The sequence below is a fragment of the Phytopseudomonas daroniae genome (assembly GCF_004327275.1).
In the GTDB taxonomy this organism is placed as follows: Bacteria; Pseudomonadota; Gammaproteobacteria; order Pseudomonadales; family Pseudomonadaceae; genus Aquipseudomonas; species Aquipseudomonas daroniae.
Genome location: NZ_QJUJ01000003.1, coordinates 267,609 through 285,050 on the forward strand (window position 1 = coordinate 267,609; position 17,442 = coordinate 285,050).

Here is a 17,442-nt window from a genome sequence, read left to right on the forward strand (position 1 = left end):
CAGTGAGCAAACACGATCAGCAGCAACATGCTGACGTTGTTCCGGCTTGATGGATATCTGTTGTGCACCGGCGTGTTGGGCATCCTTGCCGCCACGCACTCAGCCCGGATCGCGAAAGCCTGGGTAGCGGTTATCACCGGTGGCCACGCTGATCGATGTACGGGTGGCCAGATCGATGCCCTCGCTGGCGACTTCGGCGAGAAAATCGATCTGTTCCTCGGTGATCACGTAGGGCGGCAGGAAATACACCACGCTGCCCAGCGGGCGCAGCAACGCGCCGCGAGTCAGGGCGTGCTGGTACACCTGCAGGCCGCGTCGCTCCTGCCAGGGGTAGGCGACCTTGCCGGCCTTGTCCTGCACCATCTCGATGGCCAGGGCCATGCCGGTCTGGCGCACCTCGGCCACGTGCGGATGATCCGTCAAGTGTGCGGTGGCGCTGGCCATGCGGCTGGCGAGTGCCTTGTTGGCCTCGATCACGCCGTCTTCCTCGAAGATATCCAGGGTCGCCAGGGCCGCCGCGCAGGCCAGCGGGTTGCCGGTGTAGGTATGCGAGTGAAGGAAGGCGCGCAGGGTGGCGTAATCGTCGTAGAAGGCGCTGTAGACATCGTCGGTGGTCAGTACGGCCGCCATCGGCAGGTAGCCGCCGGTGAGTGCCTTCGACAGCACCAGAAAATCCGGCGTGATGCCGGCCTGCTCACAGGCGAACATCGTTCCGGTGCGGCCAAAGCCAACGGCGATCTCGTCATGGATCAGGTGCACGCCATAGCGATCGCAGGCTTCGCGCAGCAGGGTCAGGTAGATCGGGTGGTACATGCGCATGCCGCCAGCGCCCTGGATCAGTGGTTCGACGATCACGGCTGCGACTTCGTGATGGTGTTCGGCCAGGGTCTGTTCCATCAGGGCGAACAGGGTGCGCGAGTGGTCTTCCCAGGTCACGCCGTCCGGGCGCAGGTAGCAATCCGGGCTGGGTACCTTGAGGGTGTCGAGCAGCAATGCCTTGTAGGTGTCGGTGAACAGCGCCACGTCGCCTACCGACATCGCTGCCACGGTTTCGCCGTGGTAGCTGTTGCTCAGGGTGATGAAGCGCTTTTTCGCCGCTTTTCCGCTATTGAGCCAGTAGTGGAAGCTCATCTTCAGCGCCACCTCGATGCCCGAGGAGCCGTTGTCGGCGTAGAACACCCGGTTCAGCCCTGGCGGGGTGATACGCACCAGGCGCTCGGACAGCTCGACCACCGGCTGATGGCTGAAGCCGGCCAGCATCACGTGTTCGAGCGTATCGACCTGCTCCTTGATGCGCTCGCCGATACGCGGGTTGGCATGGCCGAAGACGTTGACCCACCAGGAGCTGACCGCATCGAGGTAGCGCTTGCCTTCGAAGTCTTCCAGCCAGACGCCTTCGCCGCGGCGGATTGGAATCAGCGGCAGGCGCTCGTGATCCTTCATCTGTGTACAAGGGTGCCAGAGGACTTCCAGGTCACGCTGCATCCAGTGGTGGTTCAGGCTCATCAAGGTGTTCTCCCAATCATCAGCGGGCAAGCCTATCAGATGAACCGGGTCTTCGTTTTGTGATCGCGCCTTCCGCTGATCCATTGAAATCGACCGCTTACGACGAGCCGTTGAACTCTGTGATGGCAGATTTCACTAATGCGATTTGGCTGCAATATGCCATTCGAGATATCGTTTTTCTCGATATTTCAAAGCAGTAATTTCTGCTTTTAGTCGATAGGTTTGTTGCTAATCTCTCTCCACTCACTTTCCGGGATCAGGCCATGCAGTGGCGTAATTCGGCGTTTCGTTACGGTTTTGTCAGCATTTCCCTGCATTGGCTGGTCGCCATTGCCGTATTCGGTCTGTTCGGCCTCGGCTACTGGATGGTCGGGTTGAGCTACTACAGCGGCTGGTACCAGACCGCGCCGAACATCCACAAAAGCATCGGCATCCTGCTGTTCATTGTCATGGCAGCCCGTTTGCTGTGGCGCTGGATCAGCCCGCCGCCGCCAGCGCTGCCTGAGCATGGCCGGCTGACGCGGATCGCCAGCAAGCTGGGCCACGGCTTTCTCTACCTCGGCCTGTTCGTGCTGATGATCTCCGGTTACCTGATCTCCACGGCCGATGGCCGGGCCATCAGCGTTTTCGGTCTGTTCGACGTGCCGGCAAGCGTGACCAGTATTCCCAACCAGAGCGATGTCGCCGGCTTGATCCATGAGTACCTGGCCTGGGCTATCGTGATTTTTGCCGTCCTGCATGGTCTGGCTGCACTGAAGCACCATTTCATCGACCGTGATCGTACTCTGGTGCGTATCTTCGGGCGTTGATCCTCCAGCTGTTTCGGCGTTGCACCGCTACGCCGTCCATTTCATCTCACAAGGAGTTCCCATGTTGAAGAAGACTTTCGCTGCACTGGCGCTGGGTACCGCACTGCTGAGTGCAGGCAATGCAATGGCTGCCGATTACGCTATCGACAAGCAAGGCCAGCACGCCTTCGTCAATTTCAAGATCAGCCATCTGGGCTATAGCTGGCTGTACGGTACGTTCAAGGATTTCGACGGCAGCTTCAGCTTCGATGAGAAGAACCCGGAGGCCAGCAAGGTCAACGTTACCCTGAAGACCGAAAGCGTCGATACCAACCACGCCGAGCGCGACAAACACATCCGTAGCGCCGACTTCCTCAACGTCAGCAAGAACCCGACCGCGACCTTCGAGTCGACCGCGGTCAAGTCCACCGGTGAAGGCGCAGCAGACATCACCGGCAACCTGACCCTCAATGGCGTGACCAATCCGGTGGTGATCGCTGCCAAGTTCATTGGTCAGGGCGACGACCCGTGGGGCGGTTATCGCGCTGGTTTCGAAGGCAGCACCAAGCTGAAGCTGAAAGACTTCGGCATCGAGAAGGATCTGGGCCCTGCTGCGCAGGAAGTCGAGCTGATCATCTCCGTGGAAGGTGTGCGCAAGTAAGCCTGACGCGAGTTACGACAACGCCGGCTCCCAGCCGGCGTTGTCGTTTCCGGGCTTCGCACATGAAAACGCCGGCACTTGGCCTAATGCCAGTCAGTTAAGCGTTTGGCCCGCAAAACGGCGGTTTGTCCTGGCCCTGTAGGAGCCGCGACCCCGCGGCGAATAGTGAGCACGCCGCGGATTTTGCAGGATGGCCACCATCGTATCGCGCCGAGGACGACGCTCCTACACGGGCGGCGGTTTGCCGCTCATCTGTAGGTGCCCCCGGCTCCATACAAAACCTTATCTGATCGGCATTAGGCACTTGGCCGGCGTTTTCAATGAGCCAATGCTCAGCTGTCGCGGTTGCGCGTCAGCAGGGCTGGCTTCTCGCCGCGTGGGCGGCTGCTTTGTAGCTGATCGAGCTGCTCAGGCGTCGGCAGGCGGTCGCTGCGCGAAGTCTTGTGCACGATGACCGGCTGCTTGTCGCGGTTGCTGCGTACGGCAGGTTCCTGACGCGGCAGTTCATCACGGTTGAGCGAGGTAGTGGTATCGCGCTGCTGGCCGCGACCACGGCTGCCCGCACCGCCACGACCCTTGCCAGCGCCCTGGCCTTGGCCCTGACGTTTGCCCGCACCTGCACCGCCGCTACGCGGGCCTTTACCCTGACCACGAGGGCCCTGGCCAACACCGTTGCTGGCGCTTGGGCCGCTACCGGCGGTACCGGGACGACGACCACGGCCCTGACCATTGTTCTGGTTCGGGCTTACGTAGTCGACACGGTTACCGAAATTGTCGATCTCGTCATCGCGGAACTCGTCCGGCGCGCGATCCGGAGGCAACGTAGGCACGGTTGGCGCGTTGGCACTGGCCGAACCACGCGCTTGTTGCTCACGAGCGGGCCTGGCTTTGTTCTGGGTCTTGGCTTTGCCGCCATCCTTGCCCTTGTCCTTGCGGCCGCCGCCGTGGCGTTCGCCATCCGGCTTGGCGCCGCGTGGCGGGCGTGGTTTCTGCGGCTCGCGCACTTCCGGGCGCTCGGCCTCGACCTTGCTGGCATCGAAGCCCAGCAGATCGCCGTCCTGGATCTTCTGCTTGGTCATCCGCTCGATGCCCTTGAGCAGCTTCTCCTCGTCCGGCGCGACCAGGGAAATCGCCTCACCGCTGCGCCCGGCACGGCCGGTACGGCCGATACGGTGCACGTAGTCTTCCTCGATGTTGGGCAACTCGAAGTTGACCACGTGTGGCAACTGGTCGATATCCAGGCCGCGGGCGGCGATGTCGGTGGCGACCAGGATGCGCACCTTGTTCGCCTTGAAGTCGGCCAGGGCCTTGGTACGGGCGTTCTGGCTCTTGTTGCCATGAATCGCCACGGCCGGCAGGCCATGCTTGTCCAGGTACTCGGCCAGGCGGTTGGCGCCATGCTTGGTACGGGTGAACACCAATACCTGTTCCCAGGCGCCAGCGGTGATCAGGTGCGCGAGCAGGGCGCGTTTGTGACTGGCCTGCAGGCGGAATACGCGCTGCTCAATGCGCTCGACCGTGGTGTTCGGCGGCGTGACTTCGATGCGTTCCGGGTTGTGCAGCAGCTTGCCGGCCAGATCGGTGATGTCTTTCGAGAAGGTTGCCGAGAACAGCAGGTTCTGCCGTTTGGAGGGCAGTTTGGCGAGCACCTTCTTCACGTCATGGATAAAGCCCATGTCGAGCATGCGGTCGGCTTCGTCGAGCACGAGGATTTCCACGTGCGAGAGGTCGATGGCGCGCTGGTTGGCCAGGTCGAGCAGGCGGCCCGGGCATGCCACCAGCACGTCGACACCCTTGGCCAGGGCTTGTATCTGCGGGTTCATGCCAACGCCGCCGAAGATGCAGGCGCTGACGAATTTCAAATCGCGGGCATACAGCTTGAAGCTGTCGTGCACCTGGGCGGCGAGTTCGCGGGTGGGCGTAAGCACCAGCACGCGTGGCTGTTTCGGGCCGTGGCGCTGTTCGCGATCCGGGTGACCGTTGGGGAACAGTCGCTCGAGAATCGGCAGGGCGAAACCGCCTGTCTTACCTGTACCCGTCTGGGCCGCCACCATCAGGTCGCGACCTTGCAACGCGGCGGGGATGGCCCGCTGTTGCACCGGAGTGGGCTGGGTGTAGCCGGCGGCTTCGACCGCGCGGACCAAAGCCTCGGAGAGACCGAGGGAGGCAAAGGACATGTGCAATCCTGTCTGGTGAGGGCGTGGCCCTATAGGTGTAGTGCCTGGCTTGAATCGCACGTGGGGCGCGCAATCCCGTCCGGTACTGCTGGCCTCTGGGGGCAGCATCCGGGCGCAAGCCTGGCGGGAAGGCCCGAGTGTAACAGGATTGCGGGCAATGGGCACAACTTGCCGCCGACCGGCTTCCGTACACCTCGGCCACCTGCCTGGATACGGGTATCCGCCGGTATCCAGAACGAGTGGCGATATGGGTCATTCGCCCAGGGCGTCGGCATCCTCGCGTTTGGCCAGTTTGTGCTGATCTTCGCTGCTGCCGAGCTTCCAGTAGCTGGAGATATACAGACTCTTGCGCTCGACCTGGCGCTCCTCCCTGAAATGCTGACGCAGGGCGCGCATGGCAGTGAACTCGCAGGCGGCCCAGATGCTTGGCTGGCCCGGTAGCCAGTCCAGTTGGCGTACCTGGTTGACCAGTAACTGGCTGTCTTCGCCGGGGTGCGGGTTGACCAGCCAATGCAGGCGGATGCCATCCGGGTGGCGTAGCGGCTGGATGTCGCGTTCGTCGATCACCTCGATCACGGCATGGCCGCGGGCGTCGGCCGGCAATTGTTCGAGGTTGACGCTGATTGCCGGCAGTGCGGTCATATCGCCGACGATGAGGAACCAGTCGGCACTGTTGTCCACCAGCTTCTTCGGGCCGGGGCCGCCAACCACGATGCTGTCGCCCGGCCTGGCGTTCTTCGCCCATTCGGCAGCGGGGCCAGCGTCATGGTGCAGCACGAAGTCGACGTCGAACTGGTCAGAGCGTTGGTGGCGCACGGTGTAGGTGCGCATCAGTGTTCTGTCGCTGTCCGGGGCGGGGAAGATCAGTTTGATGTAGGCGCTTTCCTGATCGGCGGGGAAACTGTCTATTTCCGCGCCGCCCAGGGTGATGCGCAGCATGTGCGGGGTGACTGGAGCGGATGAAATGACCCGCAGGGTGCGGGGAGCAGGGCGTGGCATTGAATTCTCCTGTTGCGACGGCAGTGATCGCTGCCGATTGATGTGAGAATTATTATCACTTAATGTCTTCGCCTTCCAGCATGGGGGTAACGGATGAGCGACGACATCGTGGGCGGGTTGTACCGCGAGCACAGTTCCTGGCTGCAGGGCTGGCTGTACCGGCGAGTCGGCAATTCCAGCCAGGCTGCCGATTTTGCCCAGGACGTGTTCGTGCGCCTGCTCAGCGTCCAGCACAAGGCTGGTGCACTGCCGGATTTGCAGCGCCCGCGCGCTTATCTGGCGACCATCGGTCGCCATCTGGTACATGATCATTTTCGCCGCCAGTCGCTGGAGCGCGCCTACCTGGAGGCCCTGGCCGCCTGGCCTGAAGAGGTGGCGCTGTCCGCCGAGGAGCTGGTGCTGATTCAGGAAACCCTGGAGCAGGTCGACCGACTGCTCGCCCGTTTGCGTCCGCTGGTGCGCCAGGTGTTCCTGCTGTCCCAGCTCGAAGGCCTGAACTACGCGCAGATCGCCCGGCGCCTGGACATTGGCGAGCGCTCGGTCAAGCGCTACATGGCCCAGGCCTTCGAGGCCTGTGTGCTGTACGTGGAGTGAGCATGGACGCCGGAATCGATCACGAGGTCGCTCGCCAGGCCGCACACTGGTTGATGCTTCTGCACAGTGGCGAAGCGGCCGAGCAGCAACTGCGCGACTGTGAGCGCTGGCGCCAGGCCAACCCCGAGCATGAGCGGGCCTGGCAGCGCGTGCGCCAGGTCCAGAACCGGCTCGGCCTGCTGCCACCCGCGCTGGCGATGAACACCCTGGGTCGTGAACGGCGTCGGGCGCTGAAGAGCCTGCTGTTGCTGGCGGCGGCTGCGCCGCTCGGCTATGCCTCCTATCGGTTGAGTGATCGCCAGCCATGGCTCGCCGACCAGCGTACCGGCGTCGGCGAGCGTCGCCGTCTGGTGCTGGAGGACGGCAGTCAGGTTCACCTCAACAGCGGCAGCGCCATCGATGTACGTTTCGACCGGGAGCAGCGACTGATCGTATTGCGCCAGGGTGAGGTTCTCGTCGACAGCGGTGCCGATGCGCAGCATGTCGGCTTTCGACCGCTGCGCGTCGAAACCGACCAGGGGATGATGCAGGCGCTCGGCACACGTTTCTCCGTTCGGCGCCTGGAGGAGCAGGGTCTGACCCGGCTCGCGGTGTTCGACGGTGTGGTACGCATCGACCAGCAGCGAGGAGGCAGCCTGACGCTCACTGCCGGGCAGCAGGTGAGCTTCGGTGGGCAAGGCCCTGGCCTGATCAGCGCAGTCAACGAAGATGCCGTCGGCTGGACGCGTGGGCAATTGATCGCCGATGACATGCCACTGGAGGATTTTCTCGGCGAACTGAATCGCCACCGCTCCGGTTGGCTGCGTCATGCGCCCGAGGTGGCGAATCTGCGCATCAGCGGCACTTTCCAGCTGAGCAATATCGACGCCATTCTCGCTGCCTTGCCGCACACGTTGCCGGTGCGGGTCGAGCAGCGCACGCGTTACTGGGTAACGGTAAGCGCCCGCTGAGCATCTCGATGCGAATACGAAACATTGTTGGCCCCTTTTTTCGTCTCGTCAGTCCTGAACAGATAAATCTGCTCACAACACAGGATGTCGATGCGATGAAACACACCAAAGGAGCCCGGCAGTTGCTGGCGCTTTCCCTGCTGGCCGCTGCCCTGGGCGCTCACTCATCGAGTGCGCTCGCCCAGCAGCCAGCTCATTATCAGATCGAGGCAGGCAGCCTGACCCAGGCGCTCAACCGTTTCGCTGCCGAAGCCGGTGTGACCCTGCAGTTCGCGCCCGAACTGACCCGAGGCCTGAGTGCCCCAGGGTTACATGGCCAGTTCAGCATCGAGGAAGGGCTTGCCGCCTTGCTGGCCGGTTCCGGTCTGCGGGCGCTGCGACATGGTGATGGCATCTACGTGCTGAGCCCTCGGGCAGAGAGCGGTGCACTGGAGCTGGGGGCGACGAATGTCAGCAGCACCTCGATCCATGATTCCTCGACCGAAGGCACCGGCAGCTACACCCAGGTAGGCCCGAGTAGCACCGCCACCGGCCTGAACCTCAGCCTGCGCGAAACACCGCAGTCGGTCACCGTGATGACGCGCCAACGGATGGACGACTTCAAGCTGGAGACCCTGGCCGACGTGATGGCGCAAACGCCAGGTGTGACGGTGGAGCGCCAGGCCGAGATGACCAACTTCACTGTGCGTGGCTCCAGCGTCAACCTGCAGACCGACGGCAATCGTCAGCTCACCAGCGGCTGGGGCTGGAACAGCCACATCATGTATTCCCTGGACGACATGGCGGAAATCGACCGTATCGAGGTGCTCAAGGGCTCGTCCGGGCTGATCAATGGTGACGGTGCCTATGGCGCCACGATCAACCTGATCCGCAAGCGACCTACCGCTGATTTCCAGGCCAACGTGCGGGCTGGCGCTGGCAGCTGGGATACCTATCGCAGCGACGCCGATGTGTCCGGCCCGCTGAGTGCCGATGGTAGCCTGCGTGGACGCATGGTCGCCGCTTACAAGGATGGCAACAGCTTCCTCGACCACCGTACGAACCGCAATTCGCTGTTCTACGGTACGCTGGAGTACGATCTCACGCCCGATACTCTGCTCGGCGTAAGCGTCACCTACAAACAGCGCGAGCTGCGCGGCGCGGCCGGCACCACGCCAATCCAGGCCTTCGACGGCAACGGTAACGCGGTGCCACGTATGTCGCGATCCTTCAACATCGGGGCGCCCTGGGCCGGTTACGAACAGGATTCGCTGAACCTGTTCGCGCGCCTGGAGCACAGTTTCGCCAATGGCTGGACGGCCAAGCTGCAGGTCGCTCAAGAGCGCATCGAGACGCCCGAGATGCTCATCGGCTCGCTGCGCTTCGCCTTGCCCGGCCAGGTTCAGTACGGCGCCTACAAGGACATCGAGGATCGCAACGAGAGCGTCAGCCTCGATCTGCAGGGGCCGTTCCAGCTGTTCGGCCGTGAGCATGACCTGCTGGTGGGTGCTGGCCTGTCGAAGAACCGCACGACCCTGCTGCGCGGTGCGGGCAGCAACGTGTCGCTCGGTGCGCTTGGCATCGAATATGCCCAGGGCGGCGGCGCCATTCCGCAGATCGACTGGGGCAGCCTGACCTATTCGGATGACCGGTTCAGCCGCAAACGCCGCTATGCCTACAGTGCCGCCCGTTTCAGCCTGGCCGACCCGGTCAAGCTGATCGTCGGTGTGCGCACCACCGACTACCAGCAGAAGGATGTCACCGATATCAGCTGGTACAACTACGACATGCGTGAAACCGGCGTGGTGACACCCTACGCCGGTCTGGTCGTGGATGTCAGCCCCCATGTTTCCCTCTATGCCAGCTACGCCAGCATCTTCGAGGCGCAAAGCAGCAAGGACATGAACGAAAGCTCGTTGCCGCCCAAGGAGGGGCTGACCTACGAGGTCGGCGCCAAGGGCGAGTTCTTCGACAGGCGTTTGAATGCCAGTATCGCCCACTTCTGGATGCGGGTGGACAACGAAGCCGAAGTGGTGGGTCTGACGCCCTCTGGCGAAACCGCCTACCGCGCCGTGGCCGGCGCCATAACGCGCGGCTACGAGGTGGAGTTGTCCGGGGAGCTGGCACCCGGCTGGCAGGCGCAGGGCAGCTACGTGATGAACAGCAGCACGCTGGATAGCGCCAGCAGCAATCCACAGCACCAGTTCAAGCTGGGTAACACCTATGCCTTCGAAGATGGTGCCCTGCAGGGGCTGACCGTCGGCGCCGCGACTCGCTGGCAGAGCGGCATTTCCACCAGCCGAGACCAGGCCAGGCTGCAGCAGGAGGCCTACTGGTTGTTCGATCTGATGAGTCGTTACCAGGTCAGCGAGCAACTGAGTGTCAGCGCCAACGTCAACAACCTCTTCGACAAGCAGTACTTCTCCGGCGTGACCAACTTCAACGCTCAGGGGCTGTTCTATACCTGGGGTGAGCCGCGCAATTTCAACCTGAGTGCGCGCTACGACTTCTGAGCTCGATCGCGCGCGGTTTTCGGCTTGGAGTAACGTTTCGTTCATCCAGGTTACGGGCTGGCTGACCGCTCAGCGGTGGACAAGCTTCGCGTTGTCCACCCTACGGTCTTATGCCGCTGTCAGCTGACTACCCGATAGCACGGCTCGTAGGCAGTGCCGCCGGGCAGTTTCATGCGGTGCTGCTCGACGAAGGACTGCAGCAGGCGATCCAGAGGCTGCATGATGCTTTTTTCACCGCGCAGTTCGTAGGGTCCATGCTCCTCGATCAGGCGGATGCCCTTGTCCTTGACGTTGCCCGCGACGATGCCGGAGAAGGCGCGGCGCAGGTTGGCGGCCAGCTCGTGTACCGGCTGCTCGCGGGTCAGGTTGAGGCTGGCCATGGCTTCGTGGGTCGGCTCGAAGGGGTGCTGGAAGCTCTCATCGATCTTCAGCAGCCAGTTGAAGTGGAAGGCATCGTTACGCTCGCGGCGGAACTGCTCCACCGCCTTGATGCCAGCCGCCATATGGCGGGCCACTTCAGTTGGGTCGTTGGGGATCAGCACGTAGCGGTTCTGCGCCTCGACACCGAGGGTCTCGCCAATGAAGGCATGCAGCTGCTGCAGGTAGGGCTCGGCGCTCTTCGGCCCGGTCAGCACGAGCGGGAAGGGCAGCTCGGCGTTGTCCGGATGCATGAGGATGCCGAGCAGGTAAAGAAACTCTTCGGCCGTGCCCGCGCCACCGGGGAAGATGATGATGCCGTGGCCGACGCGGACGAAGGCCTCCAGGCGCTTTTCGATATCCGGCAGAATCACCAGTTCGTTGACGATCGGGTTCGGTGCTTCGGCGGCGATGATGCCCGGCTCGGTCAGGCCCAGGTAGCGGGCGCCGATGATGCGCTGTTTGGCGTGAGAAATAGTGGCACCTTTCATCGGCCCTTTCATTACGCCCGGGCCGCAGCCGGTGCACACGTCCAGAGCGCGCAGGCCCAGCTCGTGGCCGACCTTCTTGGTGTACTTGTATTCTTCGGTGCTGATCGAGTGGCCGCCCCAGCACACCACCATCTTCGGCTCGGCGCCGGCACGCAGGGTGCGGGCATTGCGCAGCAGGTGGAAGACGTAGTCGGTCAGGCCGCTGGAGCTGTCCACGTCGACACGTTTGTTTTCCAGCTCGCTCTGGGTGTAGACGATGTCGCGCAGGGCGCTGAACAGCATCTCGCGGGTACTGGCGATCATCTCCCCGTCGACGAAAGCATCGGCTGGAGCGTTGATCAGCTCCAGGCGAATGCCGCGATCCTGCTGGTGGATCTTCACTTCGAAGTCCGGGTAGGCCTCGAGGATCGTCTTGGCGTTGTCGCTGTGCGAGCCGGTGTTGAGAATCGCCAGGGCGCACTGACGGAACAAGGCGTAGACGCTACCGGATCCGGTTTCGCGAAGTTGCTGGACTTCACGCTGGGAGAGGGTTTCCAGGCTGCCCTTGGGCGAGACCGAGGCGTTGATTTTCTGGCGAGTGAGCATGCAGGCATCCCGTGGTAGCGCGACAACTCGAGCCGATCCTGGCTGATCGCGCGGTAAAGAATTCAGTCCCGGTAATAGTGACCCATGATGGGGCGTCCGGATAATGGCGCTGTACTGTCGACCAGCGGAGGACTCCGGGTCAACGGGTACCGAGTTAACAGGCTGTTGAAAGCGATGGCGTTGCCGCTGCCTCGCCCGACTTTTCAGCAGACTGTTAGAACCTGTTTACGATCTAGCGAGCTAGAGTCATGCAAGGCAAAAACAGGCGAGGAAGCGGAGTTTACTGATGTAAATGAGCATTCCGAGCCTGTTTTTAACGCAGCAGGGCCGACGCGCAGCAGATTGTGAACAGGTTCTTGGGAAAGACGCGGGCCGCGAAAGTTCTGACTTTCGCGGCCCTGGCAATCAGCCTTGCAGGTTCTTCCACACCGCCAGGCTGGGGGCGGCCTGGTTGAGGGTATAGAAGTGCAGGCCCGGTGCGCCGCCTTCGAGCAGGCGTTCGCACATGCCGGTGATCATCTCTTCACCGAAGCGCTGGATGCTGTCGGTGTCGTCACCATAAGCCTCCAGTTGCTTGCGTACCCAGCGTGGCAGCTCGGCGCCGCAGGCGTCGGAGAAGCGCGCCAGTTTGCTGTAGTTGGTGATCGGCATGATGCCCGGTATCACCGGGATGTCGACGCCCAGTTTGCGCACACGTTCGACGAAGTAGAAGTAGCAGTCGGCGTTGAAGAAATACTGAGTGATCGCACTGCTGGCGCCGGCCTTGGCCTTGCGCACGAAGTTGGCGATATCGTCTTCGAAGTTGCGTGCCTGTGGGTGCATCTCCGGGTAGGCAGCCACTTCGATATGGAAGTGATCACCGGTTTCGTGACGGATCAGCTCGACCAGGTCATTGGCATGGCGCAGTTCGCCGCTGGACATGCCCATGCCCGAAGGCAGGTCGCCACGCAGGGCGACGATACGGGTGATGCCCTTACTCTTGTAGAGATTGAGCAGCTCGATCAGCTCGGCCTTGCTGTCGCCGACACAGGACAGGTGCGGTGCGGTCGGCACCTTCACTTCGCCGTCGAGTTGCAGCACGGTATTCAGCGTTCGGTCGCGGGTGGAGCCGCCTGCGCCGTAGGTGCAGGAGAAGAAGTCCGGGTTGTAGCCGGCCAGCTCCCGAGCGGTATTCAGCAGTTTTTCGTGTCCGGCATCGGTCTTCGTCGGGAAGAACTCGAAACTGACATTGGGGCGTTTCTGAGACATGGCAATTCCTTCAGGCTGCAGACCGCAGGCAGGTTGCCTGCGGTCTGCACCGCCTATCAGTAGCGGTAGCTGTCCGGCTTGAACGGGCCTTCGACGGTGACACCGATGTACTCGGCTTGCTTGGGAGTCAGTTGGGTAACCACGCCACCGAAGCCTTTCACCATTTCCAGCGCCACTTCCTCGTCCAGCTTCTTCGGCAGTACTTCGACGGTGATGCGCGAAGGTTTGTCGCCAGCCGGCAGCCTGGCGAACTTGCCGTTGAACAGGTGGATCTGCGCCAGCACTTGGTTGGCGAAGGAACCGTCCATGATGCGGCTCGGGTGGCCCGTGGCGTTGCCCAGGTTCACCAGACGGCCTTCGGCCAGCAGGATCAGGTAGTCGTCATTGCGCGGGTCGAACTGGCCGGCGCCGGTGCGGTGGATCTTGTGCACCTGCGGTTTGACCTCTTCCCACGCCCAGTTCTTGCGCATGAAGGCAGTGTCGATCTCGTTGTCGAAGTGGCCGATGTTGCAGACCACGGCGCGCGCTTTCAGCGCCTTGAGCATGCCGGCGTCGCAGACGTTGGCGTTGCCGGTGGTGGTGACGATCAGGTCGATCTTGCCCAGCAGGGCCTTGTCGATGCTGGCGTCGGTGCCGTCATTGCGGCCGTCGATGTATGGCGAAACGAGTTCATAACCATCCATGCAGGCCTGCATGGCGCAGATCGGGTCGATCTCGGAAACCTTGACGATCATGCCTTCCTGACGCAGCGAAGCAGCCGAACCCTTGCCCACGTCGCCGTAGCCGATGACCAGCGCCTGCTTGCCCGACAGCAGGTGGTCGGTGCCGCGCTTGATGGCATCGTTGAGGCTGTGACGGCAGCCGTACTTGTTGTCGTTCTTGCTCTTGGTGACCGCGTCGTTGACGTTGATCGCCGGGACTTTCAGGGTGCCGGCCTTGAGCATGTCGAGCAGGCGGTGCACGCCGGTGGTGGTTTCCTCGGTGATGCCGTGGACGTTCTCCAGCACCTGTGGGTACTTGTCATGCAGGATCTGGGTCAGGTCACCGCCGTCGTCGAGCACCATGTTGGCGTCCCACGGCTGGCCGTCCTTGAGGATGGTCTGCTCGATGCACCACTCGTACTCTTCTTCGGTTTCACCCTTCCAGGCGAATACAGGAGTACCGGCGGCGGCGATGGCGGCAGCGGCCTGATCCTGGGTGGAGAAGATGTTGCACGACGACCAGCGCACTTCGGCACCCAGGGCGGTCAGCGTCTCGATGAGTACGCCGGTCTGGATGGTCATGTGGATGCAGCCGAGGATCTTCGCGCCTTTCAGCGGTTGCTCTCCGGCATATTTGCGGCGCAGGCCCATCAGTGCCGGCATCTCGGATTCGGCGATGATCAGCTCTTTGCGGCCCCAGTCGGCCAGGGAAATATCAGCGACTTTATAGTCGGTAAAAGCAGCGCTCATACAAAGCTCTCCATTCGTTGTCTGCGAATGGGCGCCGTTGATGCGTTTGGTTAACGCCCCATCCGAGCCTGACAGGTCAACCCTGCTGCAGCGCCCCTCGGACAGGTGGCGGGCACGACCGGGCTGTGCCGGGTGCGTGAAACCCGGCGATTATAGCGGCGCCGGCACGCGAGCCCAAGGTTTTCCGTCGAGATGTAGCGGGTATTCGTGCACGGGTTACCGGCAGGCTACAGTCTCCTTTCATCTCTGTTGGAAAATTGCCATGACACTCGCCTATTGGTGCGTCCTGATCGCCGTCTTCCTGCCCTATCTCGGCACTGTAGCGGCCAAGGCTCTGGGAGGCGGTTTCACGCCGAGAAACAACCATCATCCACGGGCATTCCTCGGTACGCTGAAAGGCCGCGCGGCCCGCGCCAACAGCGCTCAGCTCAATGGTTTCGAAACCACGCCGACCTTCGCCGCCGCGGTGATCATCGCTCACCTGGCCGGCGGCGCGGCGCAAGCGACTCTGGATACGCTCGCGGTCGTTTTCATCGTCAGTCGGGTGCTGTATCTGATCTGCTACCTGGCTGACTGGGCGTCGCTGCGTTCGCTGATCTGGTTCGTCGGCATGGGCATCATCGTCAGCCTGTTCGTGGTGGCGGCCTGAGTGTTTGATCGTGGGCATGGTCTTTCTTTATCGAACCGATTGAAGCACCTGCCGCGACAAGGGGATCGCCCTTTGCGATCATGACTCGCGAATCGATAGCGATGTACAAGGAGTACGTATGAACTTCCACACACGCAAGTGGGTAAAGCCCGAAGACCTAAACCCCAATGGCACCCTGTTCGGTGGCAGCCTGTTGAAATGGATCGATGAAGAGGCGGCGATCTACGCCATCATCCAGCTTGGCAGCCAGCGCGTGGTGACCAAGCTGATTTCGGAGATCAACTTCGCCAGCTCGGCGCGGCAGAGCGACATCATCGAGCTGGGTATCACCGCGACCGACTTTGGCCGCACCTCGCTCACCATGCGCTGCGAAGTGCGCAACAAGATCACCCGCAAGAGCATCCTTACCATCGACAAGATGGTCTTCGTCAATGTCGACGAAAGCGGTCAGCCAGCACCCCATGGCAAAACCGAAATCACCTACATCAGGGATCAGTTCAAGGAGTGAGCCTTGCGACAACGACAGGTCTTGGCCGCTGGTGCAGCACTGGTGATACAGGATTTTCCCGAAACCGATGACGTACGCTTTCCTTCCTGTTGTTGACGTGCCTGCTACTCAGCGCCTGCGCAGATGTCGATCCCGAATCGCCGGAAGCTCGGCGTCAGGTACTTGCTTACCGGTAGTGAAGAGATGGACGGCAGGCAGTGTGGGCGACTGACCTTCAATGCTTACTGATTCAGAAGCCCTCGACGCCAGCCAGGCGCAAGCGGTCTGCCAGGGCTACGACCTCCTCGTGCTGAAAAAACGCCTGCAACCGAGCGGCTCGGGTTGGGCCGATCCCCGGTAGCTTCTGCCACTCGGCCAGGTTGCGCTGTTGTAGCTGCGCCCAGTCGTTGGCGGCCAGGTTATCCGGGTCGATCGGCGTGCCCAGGGCGCGAAGCCAGTCTCTGAAAGGCCGTTGCCGGGCTTCGGCAAAGCGACGGTTGAGAGTGGCGGCGCTCTGTTGGCCGATGCCTGGCACCGTGAGCAACTGCTCTTCACTGAGCTCAAGCCAGTCGAGCAGGCTGTCGATATGTTGGGCCTGTAGTAGTTTCTCCCACGTGCCGGCACCGATACCGGGCAGATTCAGTGCCTGCTTGCTGCTGAGCCAGTTCAGGCGGGCTTGGAACTGGCTGGCGCAACTGTCGGATGCTCGCAGGCAGCTCAGCGGGTGGTAATCGTCACGACGCGGAATGTCGAGTTCTGGGCGGGTTGCCGTTTGCACTATCACGCTGTCCAGTTGCGGGATGGTTTGTCCGGCAAGGCGAATGGCGACCTGGTCGCCCGGGCGGATATCCAGTTGCTGCCAGCGTTCCAGTGAACCGACGCTGACGACGCGAATGGTGCGGTCGTCCAGCTTCACCGGATGCAAACGCAGCAGCGGAGTAATTCGGCCACTGCGGCCGATGCTGAACTCGACCTTTTCGACCAGCGCCAGGGCCTCGCTGGCCGGGTATTTCCAGGCGGCAGCCCAGTGTGGTGGCTCGGCCCGCCAGCGTTCGCCGGAGGGACGCTGGCCTTGGCGTAGCACCACGCCATCGGTGGCGAATGGCAGTGGGGCGCGGTACCAGCGCTCGCGCCATTGCCGGGCTTCGGCAATGCTGCTGACCGGCTGGCTGTAGTGGCGGCTGTCGTGAAAGCCCAGTCGCTCCAGGTGATCGAGACGCTCCTGCATATCGGCCGGGCCATTGGGCCAGTCCCAGACGAACAACCCGATACCGTTCGCCTGGGTGACCTGCATATCCTGGCGTGCCATCAACCCCGCGACCGTACTGCGTGCCGAAGCGCCGCCGTGTTTGGCCTGAATATGCTCCGGGCGCTGCAGGTACAGCTCGCCTTGCAGCACGATTTCACTGTTATCGGTGAGGCGCTTGGGAATGGCGGCGATCCGGCTGGCCTGCGACGTCCAGTCCTGGCCCGTATTGCCGTCCCCGCGGCTGATCACCTGCTGCAGGTGGCCGCCTCTGTAAACCAGTGTGATTGCCACACCGTCGACCTTGGGTTGAATCCACAAGGCCTGGCGTGAGGCCATCCAGCGCGTCACTGCGCGTTCATCCGTCAGCTTGCGCAGGCCGGTCTGGGTGACCGGATGCCGCACCGGGCCACCCGCGCCGCTCAGTGGGTTGGCCGTGGGCGTGTCGCTCAGGCAGCTTTGCCAATGCTCCAGGCGGGCGCGGGCCTGGTCGTAGAGTTCATCGCTGACCAGCGAGCGACCCTGGCGATGGTAGGCATCGTCCCATTGGGCCACCCGGGTGGCGAGCTCACTGAGTTGGCGATCGTGTGCGGTTGTCGGTTCAGGGCATGTGTCGGCGTGGGCAAGCGCGACCAGCAGGGCGGGAAGGGCGGCAGCTATCCAGCATTTCATGGGCGGAGCATCCTTGCTCGGGCGATGAT

General features: G+C 62.4%; 14 protein-coding genes and 1 riboswitch. Of the genes, 7 read left to right on the forward strand and 7 right to left on the reverse strand.

The features are described from left to right. Positions 1-99 precede the first annotated feature (99 nt). Entirely contained in the window at positions 100-1,506 is a 1,407-nt protein-coding gene (locus DNK10_RS09220) for an adenosylmethionine--8-amino-7-oxononanoate transaminase (protein WP_131180033.1), read from the reverse strand. 263 nt (positions 1,507-1,769) lie between these two features. Between DNK10_RS09220 and DNK10_RS09225 the strand changes: the two genes are divergently transcribed. Continuing rightward, the gene (locus tag DNK10_RS09225) at positions 1,770-2,315 is read left to right on the forward strand and encodes a cytochrome b (protein ID WP_131180034.1); all 546 of its coding nucleotides are present in this window, start codon (positions 1,770-1,772) and stop codon (positions 2,313-2,315) included. A gap of 61 nt (positions 2,316-2,376) precedes the next feature. Then, positions 2,377-2,955 carry a YceI family protein gene (locus tag DNK10_RS09230; protein ID WP_131180035.1) on the forward strand — a complete coding sequence of 193 codons (579 nt, stop codon included), beginning with the start codon at positions 2,377-2,379 and terminating at the stop codon, positions 2,953-2,955. Between the two features lie 332 nt (positions 2,956-3,287). On the opposite strand, the gene rhlE2 is transcribed toward DNK10_RS09230, so the two are convergent. Both rhlE2 and DNK10_RS09240 read right to left on the reverse strand, forming a co-directional pair. Next, positions 3,288-5,132: an RNA helicase RhlE2 gene (gene rhlE2 / locus DNK10_RS09235; protein ID WP_131191328.1), complete on the reverse strand. Its 1,845-nt coding sequence runs from the start codon at positions 5,130-5,132 to the stop codon at positions 3,288-3,290. Positions 5,133-5,384: 252 nt separating this feature from the next. Beyond that, positions 5,385-6,131 (reverse strand): siderophore-interacting protein, encoded by a 747-nt coding sequence (locus DNK10_RS09240; RefSeq protein ID WP_131191329.1) that lies wholly within the window; start codon positions 6,129-6,131, stop codon positions 5,385-5,387. 93 nt (positions 6,132-6,224) lie between these two features. Here DNK10_RS09240 and DNK10_RS09245 point away from each other — a divergent pair, with 93 nt between their 5' ends. From DNK10_RS09245 to DNK10_RS09255, 3 genes are all read left to right on the forward strand, one after another. Next, positions 6,225-6,725, forward strand: coding sequence for a sigma-70 family RNA polymerase sigma factor (locus DNK10_RS09245; RefSeq protein ID WP_131180038.1), 501 nt, complete (start codon positions 6,225-6,227; stop codon positions 6,723-6,725). A 2-nt stretch (positions 6,726-6,727) separates the two neighbouring features. Then, positions 6,728-7,675, forward strand: a complete 948-nt coding sequence (locus DNK10_RS09250; protein WP_131191330.1) for a FecR domain-containing protein — start codon at positions 6,728-6,730, stop codon at positions 7,673-7,675. Positions 7,676-7,770: 95 nt separating this feature from the next. Continuing rightward, the gene (locus DNK10_RS09255; protein ID WP_131191331.1) at positions 7,771-10,167 is read left to right on the forward strand and encodes a TonB-dependent siderophore receptor; all 2,397 of its coding nucleotides are present in this window, start codon (positions 7,771-7,773) and stop codon (positions 10,165-10,167) included. Between the two features lie 119 nt (positions 10,168-10,286). Here the strand turns inward: DNK10_RS09255 and ppnN are convergent, their stop codons facing one another. From ppnN to ahcY, 3 genes are all read right to left on the reverse strand, one after another. Continuing rightward, positions 10,287-11,660, reverse strand: coding sequence for a nucleotide 5'-monophosphate nucleosidase PpnN (ppnN, locus tag DNK10_RS09260; protein WP_131180041.1), 1,374 nt, complete (start codon positions 11,658-11,660; stop codon positions 10,287-10,289). A gap of 405 nt (positions 11,661-12,065) precedes the next feature. Beyond that, positions 12,066-12,908: a methylenetetrahydrofolate reductase [NAD(P)H] gene (gene metF, locus DNK10_RS09270; protein WP_131191332.1), complete on the reverse strand. Its 843-nt coding sequence runs from the start codon at positions 12,906-12,908 to the stop codon at positions 12,066-12,068. Between the two features lie 56 nt (positions 12,909-12,964). Then, the gene (gene ahcY, locus DNK10_RS09275; RefSeq protein ID WP_131191333.1) at positions 12,965-14,359 is read right to left on the reverse strand and encodes an adenosylhomocysteinase; all 1,395 of its coding nucleotides are present in this window, start codon (positions 14,357-14,359) and stop codon (positions 12,965-12,967) included. Positions 14,360-14,381: 22 nt separating this feature from the next. Beyond that, positions 14,382-14,464, reverse strand: a riboswitch (S-adenosyl-L-homocysteine riboswitch). A 157-nt stretch (positions 14,465-14,621) separates the two neighbouring features. On the opposite strand from ahcY, the gene DNK10_RS09280 reads away from it, so the two are divergent. Together DNK10_RS09280 and DNK10_RS09285 are read left to right on the forward strand one after the other, a co-directional pair. Next, positions 14,622-15,008 (forward strand): MAPEG family protein, encoded by a 387-nt coding sequence (locus DNK10_RS09280; protein WP_131191334.1) that lies wholly within the window; start codon positions 14,622-14,624, stop codon positions 15,006-15,008. Positions 15,009-15,126: 118 nt separating this feature from the next. Then, positions 15,127-15,516, forward strand: a complete 390-nt coding sequence (locus tag DNK10_RS09285; protein WP_131180045.1) for an acyl-CoA thioesterase — start codon at positions 15,127-15,129, stop codon at positions 15,514-15,516. A gap of 229 nt (positions 15,517-15,745) precedes the next feature. Here DNK10_RS09285 and ligB read toward each other — a convergent pair whose 3' ends face one another. Beyond that, positions 15,746-17,413: an NAD-dependent DNA ligase LigB gene (gene ligB, locus DNK10_RS09290; protein WP_131191335.1), complete on the reverse strand. Its 1,668-nt coding sequence runs from the start codon at positions 17,411-17,413 to the stop codon at positions 15,746-15,748. Between the last annotated feature and the right edge of the window lie 29 nt (positions 17,414-17,442).

Coding starts and splice junctions, on each gene's coding strand:
- DNK10_RS09255 (WP_131191331.1), top strand. CDS start 7,771: ATGAAACACACCAAAGGAGCCCGGCAGTTGCTGGCGCTTTCCCTGCTG.
- ligB (WP_131191335.1), bottom strand. CDS start 17,413: ATGAAATGCTGGATAGCTGCCGCCCTTCCCGCCCTGCTGGTCGCGCTT.
- ahcY (WP_131191333.1), bottom strand. CDS start 14,359: ATGAGCGCTGCTTTTACCGACTATAAAGTCGCTGATATTTCCCTGGCC.
- DNK10_RS09220 (WP_131180033.1), bottom strand. CDS start 1,506: ATGAGCCTGAACCACCACTGGATGCAGCGTGACCTGGAAGTCCTCTGG.
- DNK10_RS09245 (WP_131180038.1), top strand. CDS start 6,225: ATGAGCGACGACATCGTGGGCGGGTTGTACCGCGAGCACAGTTCCTGG.
- ppnN (WP_131180041.1), bottom strand. CDS start 11,660: ATGCTCACTCGCCAGAAAATCAACGCCTCGGTCTCGCCCAAGGGCAGC.
- rhlE2 (WP_131191328.1), bottom strand. CDS start 5,132: ATGTCCTTTGCCTCCCTCGGTCTCTCCGAGGCTTTGGTCCGCGCGGTC.
- metF (WP_131191332.1), bottom strand. CDS start 12,908: ATGTCTCAGAAACGCCCCAATGTCAGTTTCGAGTTCTTCCCGACGAAG.
- DNK10_RS09250 (WP_131191330.1), top strand. CDS start 6,728: ATGGACGCCGGAATCGATCACGAGGTCGCTCGCCAGGCCGCACACTGG.
- DNK10_RS09230 (WP_131180035.1), top strand. CDS start 2,377: ATGTTGAAGAAGACTTTCGCTGCACTGGCGCTGGGTACCGCACTGCTG.
- DNK10_RS09285 (WP_131180045.1), top strand. CDS start 15,127: ATGAACTTCCACACACGCAAGTGGGTAAAGCCCGAAGACCTAAACCCC.
- DNK10_RS09240 (WP_131191329.1), bottom strand. CDS start 6,131: ATGCCACGCCCTGCTCCCCGCACCCTGCGGGTCATTTCATCCGCTCCA.
- DNK10_RS09280 (WP_131191334.1), top strand. CDS start 14,622: ATGACACTCGCCTATTGGTGCGTCCTGATCGCCGTCTTCCTGCCCTAT.
- DNK10_RS09225 (WP_131180034.1), top strand. CDS start 1,770: ATGCAGTGGCGTAATTCGGCGTTTCGTTACGGTTTTGTCAGCATTTCC.